Source organism: Streptomyces nojiriensis (genome assembly GCF_017639205.1).
Classification (GTDB): domain Bacteria; phylum Actinomycetota; class Actinomycetes; order Streptomycetales; family Streptomycetaceae; genus Streptomyces; species Streptomyces nojiriensis.
In genome coordinates this window covers 286,072-302,384 of sequence record NZ_CP071139.1, presented here as the reverse complement: position 1 = coordinate 302,384, position 16,313 = coordinate 286,072, and the positions used below count along the sequence as shown (strand labels likewise).

At 69.5% G+C, this 16,313-nt stretch carries 14 protein-coding genes and 4 pseudogenes; 12 read left to right on the top strand and 6 right to left on the bottom strand.

All coding sequences use genetic code 11. From position 1 onward, the window contains the following. The first annotated feature begins 1,013 nt into the window (after positions 1-1,013). Complete coding sequence (locus JYK04_RS01595; RefSeq protein ID WP_189748110.1) at positions 1,014-2,084, top strand: IS630 family transposase; 1,071 nt, start codon at positions 1,014-1,016, stop codon at positions 2,082-2,084. On the opposite strand, the gene JYK04_RS41825 is transcribed toward JYK04_RS01595, so the two are convergent. Together JYK04_RS41825 and JYK04_RS42280 are read right to left on the bottom strand one after the other, a co-directional pair. Further along, positions 2,026-2,220: a pentapeptide repeat-containing protein gene (locus tag JYK04_RS41825; RefSeq protein WP_189748141.1), complete on the bottom strand. Its 195-nt coding sequence runs from the start codon at positions 2,218-2,220 to the stop codon at positions 2,026-2,028. The genes JYK04_RS01595 and JYK04_RS41825 overlap by 59 nt on opposite strands. Beyond that, complete coding sequence (locus JYK04_RS42280; protein WP_189748113.1) at positions 2,217-2,366, bottom strand: pentapeptide repeat-containing protein; 150 nt, start codon at positions 2,364-2,366, stop codon at positions 2,217-2,219. The genes JYK04_RS41825 and JYK04_RS42280 overlap by 4 nt, the downstream gene beginning before the upstream one ends. A 168-nt stretch (positions 2,367-2,534) precedes the next feature. On the opposite strand from JYK04_RS42280, the gene JYK04_RS01580 reads away from it, so the two are divergent. From JYK04_RS01580 to JYK04_RS42275, 3 genes are all read left to right on the top strand, one after another. After that, a protein-coding gene (locus JYK04_RS01580) for an IS3 family transposase (protein ID WP_189748115.1) occupies positions 2,535-3,745 on the top strand; the annotation gives its coding sequence in 2 pieces (ribosomal slippage) (positions 2,535-2,832 and positions 2,832-3,745; 1,212 coding nt in all). Between the two features lie 34 nt (positions 3,746-3,779). Then, positions 3,780-4,517, top strand: a complete 738-nt coding sequence (locus JYK04_RS01575; RefSeq protein ID WP_268254194.1) for a reverse transcriptase/maturase family protein — start codon at positions 3,780-3,782, stop codon at positions 4,515-4,517. Beyond that, the gene (locus tag JYK04_RS42275) at positions 4,420-4,755 is read left to right on the top strand and encodes a group II intron maturase-specific domain-containing protein (protein ID WP_373297547.1); all 336 of its coding nucleotides are present in this window, start codon (positions 4,420-4,422) and stop codon (positions 4,753-4,755) included. The genes JYK04_RS01575 and JYK04_RS42275 overlap by 98 nt, the downstream gene beginning before the upstream one ends. Before the next feature lie 173 nt (positions 4,756-4,928). On the opposite strand, the pseudogene JYK04_RS01565 reads toward JYK04_RS42275, so the two are convergent. Then, positions 4,929-6,691: pseudogene (locus tag JYK04_RS01565) on the bottom strand (Tn3 family transposase); the annotation flags it as partial. Between the two features lie 285 nt (positions 6,692-6,976). Between JYK04_RS01565 and proC the strand changes: the two are divergent. The 4 genes from proC (at position 6,977) to solA (ending at position 10,852) form a co-directional block, all read left to right on the top strand. Continuing rightward, positions 6,977-7,777 carry a pyrroline-5-carboxylate reductase gene (gene proC / locus JYK04_RS01560; RefSeq protein WP_268254193.1) on the top strand — a complete coding sequence of 267 codons (801 nt, stop codon included), beginning with the start codon at positions 6,977-6,979 and terminating at the stop codon, positions 7,775-7,777. 149 nt (positions 7,778-7,926) lie between these two features. Next, on the top strand, positions 7,927-8,745 hold the full coding sequence (locus JYK04_RS01555; RefSeq protein ID WP_189748120.1) for a 50S ribosomal protein L11 methyltransferase: 819 nt from the start codon (positions 7,927-7,929) through the stop codon (positions 8,743-8,745). Beyond that, entirely contained in the window at positions 8,709-9,692 is a 984-nt protein-coding gene (gene rarD, locus JYK04_RS01550; RefSeq protein ID WP_189748122.1) for an EamA family transporter RarD, read from the top strand. Before JYK04_RS01555 ends, rarD begins: the two co-directional genes overlap by 37 nt. Beyond that, a complete protein-coding gene (gene solA / locus JYK04_RS01545) occupies positions 9,689-10,852 on the top strand; it encodes an N-methyl-L-tryptophan oxidase (RefSeq protein ID WP_189748124.1) in 1,164 nt (387 codons plus the stop codon). Before rarD ends, solA begins: the two co-directional genes overlap by 4 nt. Before the next feature lie 27 nt (positions 10,853-10,879). On the opposite strand, the pseudogene JYK04_RS01540 reads toward solA, so the two are convergent. Next, positions 10,880-11,017, bottom strand: a pseudogene (locus JYK04_RS01540) (IS5/IS1182 family transposase); the annotation flags it as partial. Between the two features lie 326 nt (positions 11,018-11,343). Between JYK04_RS01540 and JYK04_RS01535 the strand changes: the two are divergent. From JYK04_RS01535 to JYK04_RS01520, 4 genes and pseudogenes are all read left to right on the top strand, one after another. Continuing rightward, the gene (locus JYK04_RS01535) at positions 11,344-11,676 is read left to right on the top strand and encodes a metalloregulator ArsR/SmtB family transcription factor (protein WP_189748126.1); all 333 of its coding nucleotides are present in this window, start codon (positions 11,344-11,346) and stop codon (positions 11,674-11,676) included. Beyond that, the gene (locus JYK04_RS01530; RefSeq protein WP_189748128.1) at positions 11,673-12,419 is read left to right on the top strand and encodes a DUF2071 domain-containing protein; all 747 of its coding nucleotides are present in this window, start codon (positions 11,673-11,675) and stop codon (positions 12,417-12,419) included. Before JYK04_RS01535 ends, JYK04_RS01530 begins: the two co-directional genes overlap by 4 nt. A gap of 465 nt (positions 12,420-12,884) precedes the next feature. Continuing rightward, a complete protein-coding gene (locus JYK04_RS01525) occupies positions 12,885-13,262 on the top strand; it encodes a hypothetical protein (protein WP_189748130.1) in 378 nt (125 codons plus the stop codon). Positions 13,263-13,361: 99 nt separating this feature from the next. Beyond that, positions 13,362-14,185, top strand: a pseudogene (locus JYK04_RS01520) (SecDF P1 head subdomain-containing protein); the annotation flags it as partial. A gap of 378 nt (positions 14,186-14,563) precedes the next feature. Here JYK04_RS01520 and JYK04_RS01515 read toward each other — a convergent pair. Both JYK04_RS01515 and JYK04_RS01510 read right to left on the bottom strand, forming a co-directional pair. Beyond that, positions 14,564-14,851, bottom strand: a pseudogene (locus JYK04_RS01515) (HNH endonuclease); the annotation flags it as partial. Positions 14,852-15,059: 208 nt separating this feature from the next. After that, entirely contained in the window at positions 15,060-16,289 is a 1,230-nt protein-coding gene (locus JYK04_RS01510; RefSeq protein WP_189748132.1) for a PP2C family protein-serine/threonine phosphatase, read from the bottom strand. Positions 16,290-16,313 lie beyond the last annotated feature (24 nt).

The window sequence follows — 16,313 nt, the reverse complement described above, 5'->3', positions numbered from 1 at the left end:
GCGAGGGCGGCGAGCTGGTCGGTGCGGGTCTCGGCATAGTCGAGGACAACCAACAGCGGCCTTGCTGCTCCAGGGTGGCGTTCGCCTTCGGTCATAGAACGGCCCACCGGTCGGCGGTCAGTTGGGCGGCGAGGTGGTGGGCGAGGCGGGTCTTGCCCTGCCCGCCCGGTCCATACAGCAGCCAAGCTCCGAACCCGCCCGGTGCGCACGATGCCCTCAGCTCGCCGAGAAGGTCCTCGCGGCCGTGAAAGGGCACGGTATGGCGCCGGGCCTCCAGCAGAGCAGCCGGCGAGGGCAGCCTCACGCTTCGGCCGGCCTTGAGCGGGGTCGGCGGGATGCTGGAGTTCCACCGCCTCCAGGCCGTGGTCTGCGCTGGCGCCGTGCTCGGCGAGGGCGGTACGAAAGGCCGGGTCGTGGTGGAGGACGTAGGCGGGCACGACGTTCAGCTGCCCGCCGCCGGAGTACGCACGGTCGGAGGCCACCACACCGACCAGCAACCGGTCGGCGAACACTTCGGCACCCGACATTCCGCCCCACGGCGACGTGCCCTCAGGTGACCACTGTGGGGGATGCTGAAGCAGGTCCACCACGTACTGGTTGCCCACGAACCCGCTGCCCGGATTCAGTACCCCGCGCAGCTGCGCGGCCTCCACCGGCCTGCCCTCACGCTGGGCGACATCCGGCAGGCCCCAGGTCTTGCTGCCGGTGCCAGGCCGGTCCGTCACCAGCCGGCCCCACCGCACCGGCACCTTCGGCGCCTGCCAGTGCGGGTCGTCGTCGGCCAGGACCAGGGCAGCATCATCGCGGCCGCCCGGGGTACCCCACCACACCACCGTCCCGCCCGCCACACCGCTGCCGCCCGGGTAGAAGACCTCCAAACGGCTCCCGATGGGTCCGGCAACATGGGCAGAGGTCAACACCAGCCGTCCGCCAACCGCATACCCCGAACTCGCCCCACCTGGCCCACTCACCCCGGCTAGCGACCTGAGTCAGAGATTCGTCGTTGATTCGGTGTGAGTCGTCCTGGACCGAAGATTCCGCCGTTGTCGGTGACCGATGCCCAGCGGGCAGTGTTGGAAGGCTGGGTTCGGCGTCGCACGACTGCTCAGGCCCTGGCCCTGCGGTCGCGGATCGTTTTGGAATGCGCTCAGGGCCACTCGATCGCTGAGGTGTCGCGCCGTCTCGGGACCGCTCCCGAGACGGGCCGCACCTGGCGGCGGCGGTTCCTCGAGCGCGGCCTGGACGGCATGGGCGACGAACCCCGTCCCGGTGTCCCCAGGAAGATCACCGACGCGGATGTCGAGAGGGTGATCGTCAAGACACTCGAGGAGACGCCGAAGAACGCCACCCACTGGTTCACCCGCTCGATGGCAGCCGCGACGGGAATGTCGCAGTCGAGCATCTCGCGCATCTGGCGCGCATTCGCACTGGCCCCGCACCGGTCGCAGACGTTCAAACTGTCCACGGACCCTTTGTTCATCGACAAGGTCCGTGACGTCGTCGGCCTCTACCTCGACCCGCCCGAGAAGGCCCTGGTCCTCTGCGTGGACGAGAAATCGCAGATCCAGGCCCTGGACCGGTCCCAGCCGATCCTGCCAATGATGCCCGGCGTCCCCGAACGCCGCAGCCACGACTACATCCGGGCCGGCACCACCACCCTCTTCGCCGCCCTCGAGGTCGCCACCGGCAAGGTCATCGGATCCCTCCACCGCCGCCACCGCGCCACCGAGTTCAAGAAATTCCTCGCCAAGGTCGATAAGACGGTCCCTGCCGGCCTCGAGGTCCACCTCATCCTGGACAACTACGCGACCCACAAGACCCCGGACATCAAGCGGTGGCTGCTGGCCCACCCGCGGTTCCACCTGCACTTCACGCCGACGAGTGCCTCGTGGCTGAACCTGGTGGAGCGGTGGTTCGCCGAACTCACACAGAAGATACTCAAGCGGGGAGCCCACCGCTCCGTCCAGGCCCTCGAACGCGACATCCGCACCTGGCTCGCCGACTGGAACGAGCAGCCCAGGCCCTTCATCTGGACCAAGACCGCCGACGAAAAAGTCTGGCGCCGTCCAGCTTCGCTCCGGTGAGGACCGCGCCGCTGAGGTTGGCCTTGCTGAGGTTGGCCTTCGAGAGATCAGCACCGGTCAGGTCGGCATTGCTCAGATCTACCCCGGCAAGGCCCGCCTCCGAGAGGTTTGCGCGGGAGAGGTCCGCATCAGTCAGGCGAGCGCACCCCCCCCGGGGCGCCGGTGCATTCCGGTCTCAGTCTCTTCCCAGTAGGGGCCTGCACAGAACTTATGCTTGGCGAGGTTTGCGCCGACGAGCACGGCACGGGTCAGATTCGCGTTGTGCAGTTTGGCGCCGGTCATGTCAGGACAAGGGCCTGGGTCGGAGCCACGCCTACGGTCGCCGCCGCAGAACCAGGCGTCTGAGAGGTTCGCTTCAAAAAGCACTGCCTCACGGAGGTCGGGCCTTGACCCCGGATTTTGGACACCGGAGAGACTCAGATCTTGATGGTCCAGGAGAACGGAGTCCCCGTGGGGATGAAGCACTACCCCGCCGAGTTCAAGGCGGACGCGGTCGCGTTGTACCGGTCACGGCCAGGCGCGACGATCAAGTCGGTCGCCGCTGATCTCGGGGTGAACACCGAGACGCTGCGGAACTGGATCCGGGCTGCCGACGGGCGCCGCCCCGGCTCCCACTCGACACAGCCGGCCGCCTCGCAAGCCAGCGGTGACGACGTTCAGGCGGAGCTGGCCGCAGCCCGGAAGAGGATCCGCGAGCTGGAGGAAGAACGCGACATCCTCCGCAAGGCGGCCCGGTATTTCGCAGGGGAGACGCGCTGGTGAACCGCTGCCAGTTCGTTGAAGACCATCAGCGCCGGTTCGGCGTCACGCGGTTGTGTTCGATGCTGGGTATCTCTCGCTCCAGCTTCTACGACTGGCGCCGCACCGCAGCGGCAAGGGCGGCCCGGCAGATCGCCGAAGCCGGGCTCGCAGCCCGGATACGCAAGGTCCACCAGGACTCCGACGGCACCTACGGAGCCCCCAGGATCACCGCCGAACTCCGCGCCGAGGGCGGCCCGGTGGTCAACCACAAACGCGTCGCGAGGATCATGCGGACCATCGGGCTCGAGGGAGTCCGCCTGCGCCGCCGGCACCGGACCACCCTCGCGGACCAGGCGGCGCCGAAGGCGCCGGATCTGATCGGACGTGACTTCACCGCGGCCGCGGTGAACATGAAGTACGTCGGCGACATCACATACCTGCCGGTCAGCGGCGCGAAGCCGCTCTATCTCGCGACCGTAATCGACCTCGCCTCCCGTCGGCTGGCCGGGTGGGCGATCGCCGATCACATGCGAACCGAGCTCGTCATCGACGCCCTGGCGGCCGCCGAGCGAACCCGCGGCAGTCTCGATGGAGCGATCATGCACACGGACCACGGGTCTCAATATACGAGTCGAGCCTTCGCTGAGATCTGCAGGTCAGCAGGGGTCCGGCAGAGCATGGGCGCGGTCGGGTCCAGCGCGGACAACGCCGCCGCGGAAAGCTTCAACGCTGCCTTCAAGAGGGAGACGCTCAAAGGCCGCAAAGGCTGGTCCAGCGAGCGCGAGGCCAGGCTCGACGCCTTCCGCTGGCTGACCCGATACAACACCCGACGCCGGCACTCCCGGCTCGGTCAGCAGTCCCCGATCGCCTACGAGAACGACTTCCAACCAACAGCAACTACCCTGGCCCAAGCCGCATAGACGTGTTCAAAATCCGGGGTCAAGGCCCCACCACCTGTCTTCCGGGGCCAACAAGTTCCACTGGGTCCTGGAAGCAGACATCAAGGCGTGCTTCGACGAGATCGACCACACGGCCCTGATGGACCGCCTGCGGGCGAGGATCAAGGACAGGCGCGTCTGCACGCTGGTGAAGGCGTTCCTGAAATCCGGGGTCATGACGACCTCCGGCGACCGGAAAGAGACACTGACCGGCACCCCGCAAGGCGGGATTCTCTCCCCGCTGCTGGCCAACATCGCACTGTCCGTGCGGGACGAGCACTTCGCCCGGCAGTGGCAGCAGGAGATGGGCAGCTACAAGCGGCGGGTCACGCGCAGGAAGCACGGACTGGGCAACTGGCGGCTGATCCGTTTCGCGGACGACTTCGTACTGATGGTCTCCGGGGAACGCCGCCATGCCGAGGCCCTGCGCGAGGAGGCAGCCGGCGTGCTCGCCCCACTGGGGCTGCGGCTGGCACCGGAGAAGACCCAGGTGGTCCACATCGATGAGGGCTTCGACTTCCTCGGCTTCCACATCCGCAGGCAGCGGAAACGAGGAACGCAGAAGCACTACGTCTACACCAAGCCGTCCGAAGGCGATCCAGTCGATCAAGGACAAGGTGAAAGACAGAACACGCAGATCAGACCTGCACAGGGACGTGGACGAGCTGCTGGCCAGCCTCAACCGCACCCTGCGCGGGTGGGCGAACTACTTCCGGCACGGGGTGTCGAAGGCGGTATTCAGCACGGTCGATGACCACGCGTGGCATCGCATCGTCCGCTGGATCTTCCACAAGCACTCCCGGCTCAGCTGGAGGCAACTGCGCCGTCGGTTCTGCCGACCGGGCAGTTGGAAGCTCATCTGCGACGGAGTCGAATTCACCGGCGCATCCAGCGTCAAAGTGATCCGCTACCGCTACCGCTACCGCTACCGCGGCAGCAACATCCCGACCCCGTGGACACCACGACCGGCAGTCGCCAACACCGGCGGCTGACCACCGGCCAAGGCACGTGGAGCGCCCGTTGCGTGGAGACACGCACGGCGGGTGCGGCGGGCGGGTCGGGGAAACGGAATGGTCGCAAGGCCAGTACCGCGCCCCGGTCCGACCCAACCCTTGACCAGGCCCTTGCTCTTCAATGCGGCCAGCAGCAGGTCCAGGGCCCGTTCCTCCAGGTTGTGCGCGACCAGACGAGCGCGGAACTCGGACAGGACCGAGGCGGCGAAACCTAGGTAGAACTGGTCGACGTGCACCAGCCGGGCCCGGGTCAGCGCCTCGTGGGCGGGGTTGATTACGGGGGTCATGCCGATGTTGCACGCCTCGGAGACCAGGAGGGCCACCAGGGAGGTGGGCAGGTCCTTCATGCGGGACGTCGTGCCGTCGGCCAGGTGCACGAAGGCGTCCAGGAACCCGGTCCAGCCGTGCACCTCGAAGAGCAGTTCCGGCAGGTCGATCTTCGGGAGCATCTTCTCCACCCTGCCCCGCAGCCACGCCAGGGACTTCGGCTCGCCCAGCGCGCCGAGCTTGGACACGTTCAGCTTCGCCCGGCCGCCGGGCGGGACCTCGATGGTGATCTTCGTGTCCGGGCCGGCCGTCTCCAGCCGCTCCGCCATCTGCTTCCACGCCGCATCCAGCGCTGTCACCAGCGCGGCCAAGTGCTCCTCGACCGGCATGTCCAGGCTCAGCCCGGCCAGGACGTCCTCCCGCACGTCCTCCCACTCGGTGCCGTCCAGCAGCCGGGCCCGCGGGTCGGACCAGCGGTGCGACGGGGAGGCAAACACGTCCCGGCGCTGGAGGGCGCGGTGCAACTGCTCCAGCACGCACACCACGTACGCGTCCCGGTCCACCGCCCCCACCGGCAGGTCGGCGTTGGCGTACACCGCCTTGCGCCACGCGGCTGGCACCAGCTTGTCGTCGACCTCGCGCGGCAACAGCGGCTTGTCCTTCACCCGCCGCCGCGCCAGTGCGGGCAGCCGCCTCACCCCGGCCAGGACACGGGCCCCTCCGCTCGCCGCGTCCAGTGCCTTCGACTCGCCCAGCAGCGACAAGAACGGCCGCACCGTGTTGTACCGGGTGGCCAGCGCCGCCCGCATCGCGACCGCCGCCGAGTCCTCATCCTCTGGAACCAGCGAGACCACCATCGCGGCCGCGCTCATCACCACCGCCCGCGGCGCGACTTCCTCCACCGCCCGCCACAGCGCCGCCGCATCCAGATCCGTGCCGTGTGCCTCGACCAGCTCAAGCTCCTCGAACAGCACCTTCGCCGCCCGCGCCAGCGTCCGGGACGCCTTCTCCAGCTGCGGCAGCGTCGACAGGCGCTCCTTGTCCGTCGCCCTCTTCGCCGTGCTGATCAGCCGCGTGGCCATGAGTACCGAGAAGAGGTCCAGGGCCTCGTCGATCGCCTTGGCCTCCAGGTGGCGCATCACCGCAGTAAGCATCGCCGTGCGCTTGGGCTCCGCCGCCCGCTCCAGACTCGCGGCCTTGGACCCCAGCCCGTACCGGGCCAGCGCCGCAAGCCGGTTCGGCGGGATCTGCGACAGCTTCAACCGGCCGAGCTGGAACGCACCGATCTCATCGACCCGCTCCAGCGACCGCGCGAACGCGGTGCCCGTCGTCCGGGTCGGCGGCCGGCGCAGCCGCTCCAGCTCGGAGTACCGGCCGCCCTCCGGCACCACCAGCGTGGCCACCAGGTCCGTCGGCAGCGCCGGGTCCGCCCGGTGAGCGGCCCTGGCGACGGTGGCGTGCAGGCGCTTCTCAGCGACCGTGCGCACCTCGGAGACCTGCCGGGCCAGCACCGAGACCCCCGGCAGCAGCACCCGGTTCCGGCGCAGCCAGCCCACCGCCTGGTTGAACAGCGCGACCGGCCCTCCGCGTGCGTCCACGCCCGGCCGTGCAGGAACGTACGGAACCTCCGTCCCCACCCGTCTGGGTCCGTCGTCGAGGCCGACATCGGCCTTGGCCAATCTCCGCGTGCCGCTGCGGTGGCCGACTCCCGACCCAGCTCTGCTCCGCGCCGGGCAGCACGCTGCGCATCCCTTGATCCAGAACCCCGGACAAATCGAAATCCGCACACCTGCGTGGCTTGTTTGGATCCTCCCACCAACAGTGGTTTCCGGACGAGAAGTGGAGTACCGATTGCCCCGGTCCGTACCTCACCACCACGCTGAGCCCGGTACGCAATCCGGACCACACCCATGTCGAAACAGGGGGCTTTGTCATGCAGGACGTAGCGGTCATCGGTGCAGGGCACATGGGGACAGCCATGATCGCGGGTATCCGGAAGCAGATGCCGGACGTACGGATCGAAGTCGCGGAGCAGTCGGCGGAGCGGGTCCGCCTCCTGCGTGACCAGTTCGGCATAGAGGCCCGCGACGCGTACACGCCCCGCCCCGGCACCGTGGTCCTGCTCGCCATCCCGCCCCAGGCATTCGAGGAATTCGCCGCCCGGGCAGTCCCGGGCTCCTACCGGGACTGCCTCGTCATCTCCGTGATGGGCGGGGTGACCGTCGCCGCGATCACCAAGCTCCTCGACACGCAGCGCGTCGTGCGGTCGATACCCAACACCCCGTCCGAGGTGGGGCAGGGCATGACCGCGTTCTGCGCCAATCCGTCGATTGGCGAGGCCGACGTGGAGGCGGCCCGCCGGGTGCTCTCGGCGATCGGCGGGGTCCTCCGCGTCGCGGACGAGACCTTGCTGGACGACGCCTCCGCGCTCTGCGGCGGCGGGCCCGCCTTCGTCGCGCACATCGCAGGCGCCTTCGCCGACTTCGCCCTGAGGGCGGGCTTCGACGCGTCCCAGGCGCGGGCCATCATCTGCCAGGTGCTACGCGGCACGGCCGATCTGCTGGAGCTCACACGGCGTGACCCGGAAGAGGTGGCCCGCCAGGTCATGACCCCGGGAGGGACCACGGAGCGCGGCATGTCCGTGCTCCGGCAGCGGAATCTGCACGATGTGATCACCGAGGCGCTCGACAGCGCCGCCGCCCGTTCGCGTGAACTCGGCGCGATCGGTAAGTGAGACCCGGCCGGCACATGAGAGTGCAGGCGGAGCCGGGCAGTGATGTCCGGCAGGGACGACCGGCAGTGGAGCCCACGCGCCGGACCGTGGGACGATATGGGGGGCACGTGCTCGGCCTGACCAATGAGAGTCGGACGTCCGACTCCGCGATGGTGTCATCGCAAGACTCGTACGAGGCCTGCTTCGGGCTTGGCCACTCACTTCGCCTCCTCGACCGGTCCGGGGTCTTCCGGGTGAGCCCGGCCGGGCTGCGCCTCGGCGACCTGCTGGTTCGTCATGTGGAAGTACCAGCTGGCGACGGCTGGGCGGCACTCGACATGGGAACCGGCAGCGGCGTCCAGGCCCTGCTGCTGCGCAGTATCGGAGCCCGGAACATCGTGGCCACGGACATCTCGGAACCCTCCGTGAAGATCGCGGGTGAGAACGAGATCCTGAACTTCGGGGACCGGGCCGTAACCTTCGGGGTGGGCAGTCTCTTCGACGCGCCCTCCGCCGACCGGGCATTCGACCTCATCGTCTTCAACCCCCCTGGCTGGCACACTCCTTCGCCCGACTGCCAGGAGGGTCTGGAGCGACTCGGCCTGACCGGACTCGGTCTGGAGGCGATGTTTTCGGGGGACCGCGTGCTCACGGAATTCCTCGGCCGCCTGCCCGACCACCTGACCGAATCCGGGCGGGCCATCGTCGGCTTCAACTCCATGGTCGGAATCCAGAAAGTGCTCACCGACGTCAGAAAGCAGTTCGGCGCCAACTGCCCCTTGAGGTTCCGGCTCCTGGAGCGGCACACGTTCCCGCTCTTCGTCTACACGGAGAAGTGGCGCGCCTCCATGGGCATGCTGATGGCGGAGTTCCAGCTCTGGAAGGAGCGCTACGGCTCCGCGTTCTCCGTGCACGCCGACGGCACCCTCTACTTCTCCTACGAACTGGTCGAATGCCGGATCTCCGGTTCTGCGAGGGCCACCAGGTGACCCGTCCGGCCCCTGCCGCAGGGGTGGCCACCGGGGCGGCGTCCATGGTGGCCGCGAACCTGATCCTGGGTTCCTCGGTCGTCTACTGGCATGCGCTCGGCCACATTCCGGCGACCACCCTGCTGGGGTACCGGATCCTCGTCTCCCTCGTCACCCTCGCCGTCGCCGTCGCCGTCCTGCGCCGCACCGGGGCGCTGCGCGCGGCGGTCGCCGACCGGCAGTTGCTCGTCACCCACCTGCTCGCCGCCGTACTGATCTGCGTCAACTGGCTCACCTTCATCTGGGCGTCGATCCACGGCCGGGTCATCGAGGCCAGCCTCGGGTACCTGATCGCGCCGGCCGTCACCATCGCCGTGGGGATGCTCCTCGTACGCGAGCCGGTCAGCCGGCTGCGCCGCGCCGCGCTGGCGCTCTGTCTGCTTGGCATCGCTCTGCTCATCACCAGGAGCGGTGAACTGGACTGGTGGGTGTTCGTCACCATCAGCGCGACCTGGGGGCTGTATGGCGCCGTCAAGAAGCTTTCCCCGGCGGACCCGGTCACTGGCCTCACCCTGGAGACGTCCTTCCTCGCCGTCGGCGTCGTGGCGGTCGCCGTGCTCTCCCCCTACTCGCTGGCGCTGCAACCGCCCGCTGACACCTCCGACTACGTACTGCTCGCGCTCTGCGGGCTGATCTCCGTCATCCCGCTCTGGCTCTTCTCGTTCGGTGCGAAGGTCATCACCCTGACCGTGTCCGGCTTCGTCCAGTACCTGAATCCGACCGCCCAGCTCGTCATCGCCCTCAGCGTCTACGGACAGGTGCCGTCGGCCAACACCTTCGTCTGCTTCGCGCTGGTCTGGCTCTCGCTCGTCTCCCTCGTCTTGGAGGCCGTCCTCGGCGAGCTACGCCGACAGCCGAAGAATCCGCAGCCGGCCACGGAACTGATGAAGGGAAACCACCGTTCGTGACCAGCACCTATGACGCCGTTGTCGTCGGCCTGGGGATATCCGGATCCGCCGCCGCCGCGGCGCTGGCGGCGCGGGGAGCCTCCGTCCTCGCCGTCGACGCGCACGGCCCGACCCACCGGTACGGCTCCTCGCACGGCGAGAGCCGCATCTTCCGGCGCGCGTACTGGGAGGGGACGTCGTACCTGCCGCTCCTGGACCGGGCCGACCGGATGTGGAACGAACTGGAGAGCGCGCACGGCGACGTCCTGACCGTGCGCACTGGCGGCCTCTTCATGGGCGACACCACCGAGGGCCTGGTTGAGCTCAGCCGGTCCACCGCCCGGGCCGGCGGCATCGCGCACGAGATCTGGGATGCGGCGGAGGCCAACGCCCGCTTCGACTGGCTCAGCCTGGGCCCGGACATCTCCGTCCTGCACGAACCCGGCGCCTACACCCTCCTCGCTGACCGTGCCCGGTTGGCGCTGATCGACGCGGCCGTGCGCGCTGGCGCCGCAGTGCGCTTCGGTGAGCGGGCGCTGGCCGTCCCCTCCACCGCCGAGGGCGCGACCGTACGTCTCGCCTCCGGTGAGACGGTGTCGTGCGGAGCGGTCGTCCTGGCCGCCGGCCCCTGGTCGAACGACTACCTCGCCGACGAGCTCCCCGGCATTCTCCGCCCGCACCGCGTGCCCGTGTACTGGTTCCGTACCCGCTCCTCCAGGGGAAACGAGGGGATGCCCGCGTTCGTCTACGAGTCGGCTTCCGGAGGTGTCGTCTACTGCTGTCCGGAGTGGGGCCGCGGCGGCCGGGAGGTCAAGATCGGCTTCCACAACAGGCAGCAGGCCCCGGGCGATCCGTCCGACCCGACTCCCCGCCCGGTCGGGTCGACTCAGCAGGCCGAGATCGCCGAGGCGGTGTCGCGGTTCCTGACCGGGATCGACCCCGAGCCCGTGCGGTCCGCGATGTGCTTCTACACGATGACGCCGGACGGCAGCTTCGTCATCGACCGGGTGCGGTCCGCGCCGCGGCTCGTGTACTCCGCCTCCTGCTCCGGACACGGCTTCAAGTTCGCCCCGGCGATCGGGGAATGCCTGGCGCAGCTGGCCCTGGGGGAGAAGCCGGACATCGACCTCACCGCCTTCGCCCGGGCGCGGTTCGACGTCCAGGACCTGTCTGGCAAATGATCATTCAGTGGGTTCGCGGAGGCAGAGGACCAAGTAGGCCAGGACGATCCCCGCACGGTAGCGGTCGGCGAGTTTGTCGAAGCGGGTGGCGATCGCCCGGAACTGTTGGAGACGGGCGAAGCAGCGTTCGACCACATTGCGGCCGCGGTAGGCGGTCTTGTCGAAGGCAGGTGTTCTGCCGCCCAGGGCTCCGCGGCGTCGGCGGTTGGTCGCCTGGTCGCGGCGTCCGGGGCCGGTCGTTCGGCGCGTCGTACGGCAGCGGGTCACTGACACCTACTCTGCGCGGCACTGACATCTACCCTGCGCCCGACACCTGGCGCTGGACGGCGTCGCGGCGGGCGATGCCGCCTCGACCTAACGAGCTCGTTAGGCGGGCACCCAGCAGCCCTTCCCCGACAGCCCCCTGTTCGCAGTCATGGTCCGCACTTGGAATCGTTGAACCTCAACCGCACCTCTTGTTAGCTGTTTAGCTAATGAGCTAAATTGCGGGCATGACGGAAGCTCAGGACGAGGCGGGGGCCTTTCGAGCCCTGGCCGATCCGACGAGGCGGCAGATCCTCGAAGACCTCAGGGACGGCGAGCTCGCGGCGGGGGAGATCGCCGCCAGGTTCTCGATCAGCGCGCCCTCCATCTCACGGCACCTCGGCGTGCTCAAGGGCGCCGGACTGGTCACCGAGCGACGGGAGGGGAACCGGATCCTCTACGCACTCGCCGAGGACCGCCTGGCCACCTCCATCGGCCGGTTCCTCAGCGCCGTATGCCCTGAACAGATCGTGCTCCGCCACACCAAATGGCGCCCCGGGGCGCAGAGCGAGGGATCATGAAGCAGCCGGCCGTGTCCAGCGTCATCGAACGGCGCCTCCTGGTGAACTACCGGGTCGCACCGGAAGCAGCGGCACGTCTGCTGCCCGATGCCCTCCGTCCGCAGCTGGTGAACGGCTACGCCGTCGCCGGCATCTGCCTGCTGCGTCTGGGCAGCGTCCGGCCCACCTGGGCGCCCGCAGCGGTCGGGGTGCGCAGCGAGAACGTGGCCCATCGCATCGCCGTCGAGTGGGACGGCCCGGCCGGCGTGGAGACCGGGGTCTACATCCCCCGCCGCGACACCGCCTCCCGGCTCAACGCCTGGGCCGGAGGCCGCTTGTTCCCCGGTGAACACGGCCGCGCCGACTTCGAGGTGGACGAGACGCCCGATCGGATGCGCGTCGCACTGGCGACACGGGACGGCGACACCCAGGTCGACGTGACCGTCGAGCTGTCCGACGAGCTGCGTGGCAGCGAGCTCTTCGCCGATCTCGCCGAGGCCTCCCTCTTCTTCCAGCACGGGTCCAAGGGCCTCTCGCCCAGCAGCACCGGCCGCCACCTGGAGGGCATGCGACTGCGCTCCGATGCCTGGCACATAGAAGCCGGCCGGGTCAGCTCCGCCGCCTCGTCGTTCTTCGACGACCCGACCCGCTTCCCGCCGGGCAGCGCGACCCTGGACTGCGCCCTGGTCATGCGCAATGTCCCCGCCACTTGGCAACCCCTCCCGACCTTGCCTTTCGAACAGACCGCTCGACACGCCGGATGACAAGCCCGGTCACCTCCGCGCACCGTCCACTTCGGACATCAGCCCAAGACGGCCTGCGACGCGGAGACATGGGTAGCGCGTAGCGATCTGACGCGTACAGCGGTCCCGATTACTGCTTGACGGGGGCCCGGATGCCAGCCTCCGACTCGCCGGCGCATCGCCGAGCTGCTCGTCGCCGCCGGTCCGGGCACCGTCTGCGACCCGGAGGTCGAGGACGTCGTCCAGGCTGAGCTCGCCGCCGAGGCTGCAGCCGCCACCGCCTCTGGACGCTGTTTGGAGGAGGACCAGGAGCGGCTTCGGAGCAAGTCGGGGGCGGCGAACCGGCTGGGTTTCGCGCTGTTGCTGCAGTTCTTCGGCTTCCGAAGAACTGCCGAGTAACACGGAACGGACCGGGGCGCCCAATACGTTGAGCAGGGCGGGGCCACGCCGTGTGCACCTGACGAGCGCCGAAGGGGTGGGGGGCGCGTGCCGCAACAGAGCCGCTCCGCGCGCTTGGCCGCGTCCGCGCTGACCCTCGTCGTCACCGTCCTCGCGCTGTTCGTGCCGGTGGGCGGGGCGCAGGGCATGCCCGTGCCCGCCGACAGGCCGCTCGCGCACCACGCGGTGGCGGGGCACGCCGGACAAGGGGCAGGACCGGACGGCGTCCCGGCGCTGCATGTTGAGGTCACGCACCGACCTGACGCCCACATCCCGGGCCCGCAGCCTGCGGGCCCCGCGCGTACGGCCGTCGACACGGCCCCGCACCGCGCCCTGGGCCGGCCCGACACGGGCCCCGCCACCGCACTCGCGCCGCCGCGCAGGCCGGCCGAGTCCGCCGCCCCGCGCGGCCCGCCCCACCGATGAGCACGCAGACCGTCATCGACGCCTGACCCTCTTAACCCGGCGCACACCGCGCGGGGCCGGTCACGCGTCCCTCCGTCCTGCCCTCATCGTGGAGTACGCATGTCTCGCGCACCCTTGTCCCACCCACCCTTGTGGAGGGCGATCATCGCGCTGGCAGCCGTCGCGCTGTCCCTCTACATCGCCCTCACCCAATCCGCCCGCCTCGGCCTCGATCTGCGCGGCGGCACCCAGATCGTCCTGGAGACCCGGGACTCACCCACCGTCAAGGCCGACGCCGCATCCACCGACCGCGCTCTGGAGGTCCTCAGGCAGCGCGTCGACGCCCTCGGCGTCTCCGAACCCGGCATCGCCCGCTCCGGCGAGAAACGGATCATCGTCGAACTGCCCGGAGTGCAGGACCCCGCAAGGCCGCCGAGGTCATCGGCCGCACCGCACAGCTCACGGTCCACCCGGTAACGGGGGCGACGGCCGACGAGGGCTCCGCGAAGCCCGAGGCCGACGGATCGCGCACCCTGCCCGACCCGGACCAGGTGGGCAACCACCTGAAGCTGGGCCCCACCGCCCTCACCGGCGAGGGGGTCGAGGACGCCGAGGCGGTCCTGGACCAGCAGTCGCTCAGCGGCTGGATGGTCTCCCTCGACTTCCGCAAGGGAGCGGGCGACACCTGGACGAAGATCACCTCGGACGCGGCCTGCGCGCCTCAGGGCGCTCCGGAACGCCGCGTCGTCATCACCCTCGACAACAAGATCATCTCGGCGCCCGGCGTCACCGCGGACGTGGTGTGCGGGACCGGTATCACCGGCGGCTCCACGCAGATCAGCGGCGGCTTCGGCCGGGCCGAGGCGCGCGAGCTGGCGGCGCTCGTGAAGGGCGGCGCGCTGCCGGTGCCCCTCGACGTCGTGGTGGCCAGGAAGCCGGGGCCTGGTGCCTCACGCCTGGTAAACCGCACCCAGCGCGCTCCAACCGGGCCCGGGAACTCACCGCGCAGCAAGAACCCCGTCTCTGAGGCTCAGTCCGACCAGATACTTTGCCTCTGGCGCGAGCCGCCAGTGACCGTGCAGGGTCCTGCAGTCGCCCTTGATGCGCCGACGGGGCCGGCGGCCCGGATGACGGCCCGTTTCGACGAACTCACCACCGGCCCCAAGGGACCACAGGCCGCGAACATCACAATCACCCACTGAACAACGAGAGACCTCCCACCCAGCACCCTCCAGCGCCGCGCGACCGGAGGGCAAGGGGGACGAGGGGGTGCCGCGGACATCGCGGCTCCCCCACATCGGCGGGGAAGCGCCTGCGCATTCCTACGGGGCGGGGGTGAACTCCACGTCCGTGCCGCCGCAGCCGGCCGCGATGTCCAGCAAGCGGTCGCGCTCCTGCTCGTCGACCGCGAGGCCCCAGCGGAGCTTGGTCGCGGTCCACTCGGCGCCGTACCGGCACAGCGCATCCGGCGCCGGCGGCAGCCACTCCGCCGGATCCTGGTCCGCCTTCGACCGGTTCGAACGGGCCGTCACCGCCACCAGCGAGGCCGACTGGCCCTGGTCGTTCGCGTAGGCTTCGCGCCTTTGTGCAGTCCACGAACTAGCGCCAGCTGGCGGGGAGCGTCATTCGAAGCGTGCGGTATTCCCGCCCTCAAAGGGCCCCAGATCTGTCCCTTGTGACTTAGTGGCAGCGAGGACGAACATCCGGCGCGCAGACCTACCCCCCTTCTGCCGGGACTCTGCCGCTCCCACCAGGCGGTCCAGAAGCAAGCCTGTGCAGCGGCTCCCGCATCCGGGATGGCACTCCATCGCGGGGCGCTCAGCCAAGGACCGCGAGGTGGTCGGCGGCGCCCCCGCGCCATTCGATCATGAAGAGGGTGGCGTCGTCGCTGGTGTGCCCGCCCCGTTCGCTCTTGAGCATGTGGGAGAGCCGGCGCAGGTCCGCCCGCAGTCCTTGTGAGGGTTCCTCCCCCAGGCGGTTGACGCAACGGATGAGGCGTTCCTCGCCGAACAGCTCCCCGCCGGCGACGTGCTCCTCGATGATGCCGTCGGTATAGCACAGCACGCGGTCGCCTTGCTGGAGTGTGTGCTCTCTGATCCGGGGCTCCTCACCGCCGAAACCGACGGGCAGCGTCGTCGCGCTCTCCAGCTGCCGCACGACGTGCCCGTCGCGGATCAGCAGCGGTGCGGGGTGGCCCGCGTTGACCAGCTCCATCGCACCGGTGGCGACGTTGAAGTGCATCAACTGCGCTGTGACGAACCGGTCGGGGCCGAACAGCCGGGAGATGGCATCGTCCATGAACGCGTACTTCTCGGCCAGGCTGATGAACACGCGGCGGGCGTGCCGGTAGGCGCCGATGGCCACGGTTGCCATGGTGGCGGCTTCCATGCCGTGGCTCATCGCGTCGATCACGGCGGCGTGCAGGATGTTGTCGTTGAGGGCGTAGTCGAAGCTGTCTCCGGCGACGCGGTAGGCGGGCTCCAGCATGCCGGCCACCTCCACCTGCGGCACGGCCATCGACAGCGGCGGCAGCAGGCCCCACTGGATCTCTGCGGACACGCTCATCGGCTCCCGGCGCCGGGCCTGGAAGAACTGGTCGGTGTAGGCGTTCTTGGTGACCAGCAGGTCGGCCACCAGGCATGAGAGCCGGCTCAGCAGCCGCCGGTCGTCGTCGCCGACGGTGTCCAGGGTGAGGGCCATCACGCCCACCGTGTCGCCGCCGTCCAGCAGCGGCAGATACATCCGCACGCCGCCGCGGGCCTGCGGCACTTCGACGACCACCCCGCGCAGAAAAGCCCGGCCCGCGGGTGAGTCGATCACCGATTCAGGCTGGCCGGCGTGCAGTTTTTTGCCCGGAAGCGGCACCAGCAGCTCCTGCGCGTAGTCCTGGAGCAGGATGGAGACATCACGGCCTCCGACCCTGCCCACCTCCTCCGCGATGAGCGGGGCGATCAGCTGCGGCGGCAGCAGCCGCGCCCGGTCCAGCAGCAGGCCCAGCAGCCGCTCACCGAAACCCTCCGACCGGTCCTCCTCGATCTCCTCGCCCATAGCCCGCTTCGCCGATCCTTCCTG

What these genes read in the sequence shown, in the direction of transcription:
- JYK04_RS42280 (WP_189748113.1), bottom strand. Translation starts at nt 2,366, where the DNA reads ATGACCGGCGCCAAACTGCACAACGCGAATCTGACCCGTGCCGTGCTC.
- proC (WP_268254193.1), top strand. Translation starts at nt 6,977, where the DNA reads ATGCAGGACGTAGCGGTCATCGGTGCAGGGCACATGGGGACAGCCATG.
- JYK04_RS01555 (WP_189748120.1), top strand. Translation starts at nt 7,927, where the DNA reads ATGGTGTCATCGCAAGACTCGTACGAGGCCTGCTTCGGGCTTGGCCAC.
- rarD (WP_189748122.1), top strand. Translation starts at nt 8,709, where the DNA reads ATGCCGGATCTCCGGTTCTGCGAGGGCCACCAGGTGACCCGTCCGGCC.
- JYK04_RS01535 (WP_189748126.1), top strand. Translation starts at nt 11,344, where the DNA reads ATGACGGAAGCTCAGGACGAGGCGGGGGCCTTTCGAGCCCTGGCCGAT.
- JYK04_RS01530 (WP_189748128.1), top strand. Translation starts at nt 11,673, where the DNA reads ATGAAGCAGCCGGCCGTGTCCAGCGTCATCGAACGGCGCCTCCTGGTG.
- JYK04_RS01510 (WP_189748132.1), bottom strand. Translation starts at nt 16,289, where the DNA reads ATGGGCGAGGAGATCGAGGAGGACCGGTCGGAGGGTTTCGGTGAGCGG.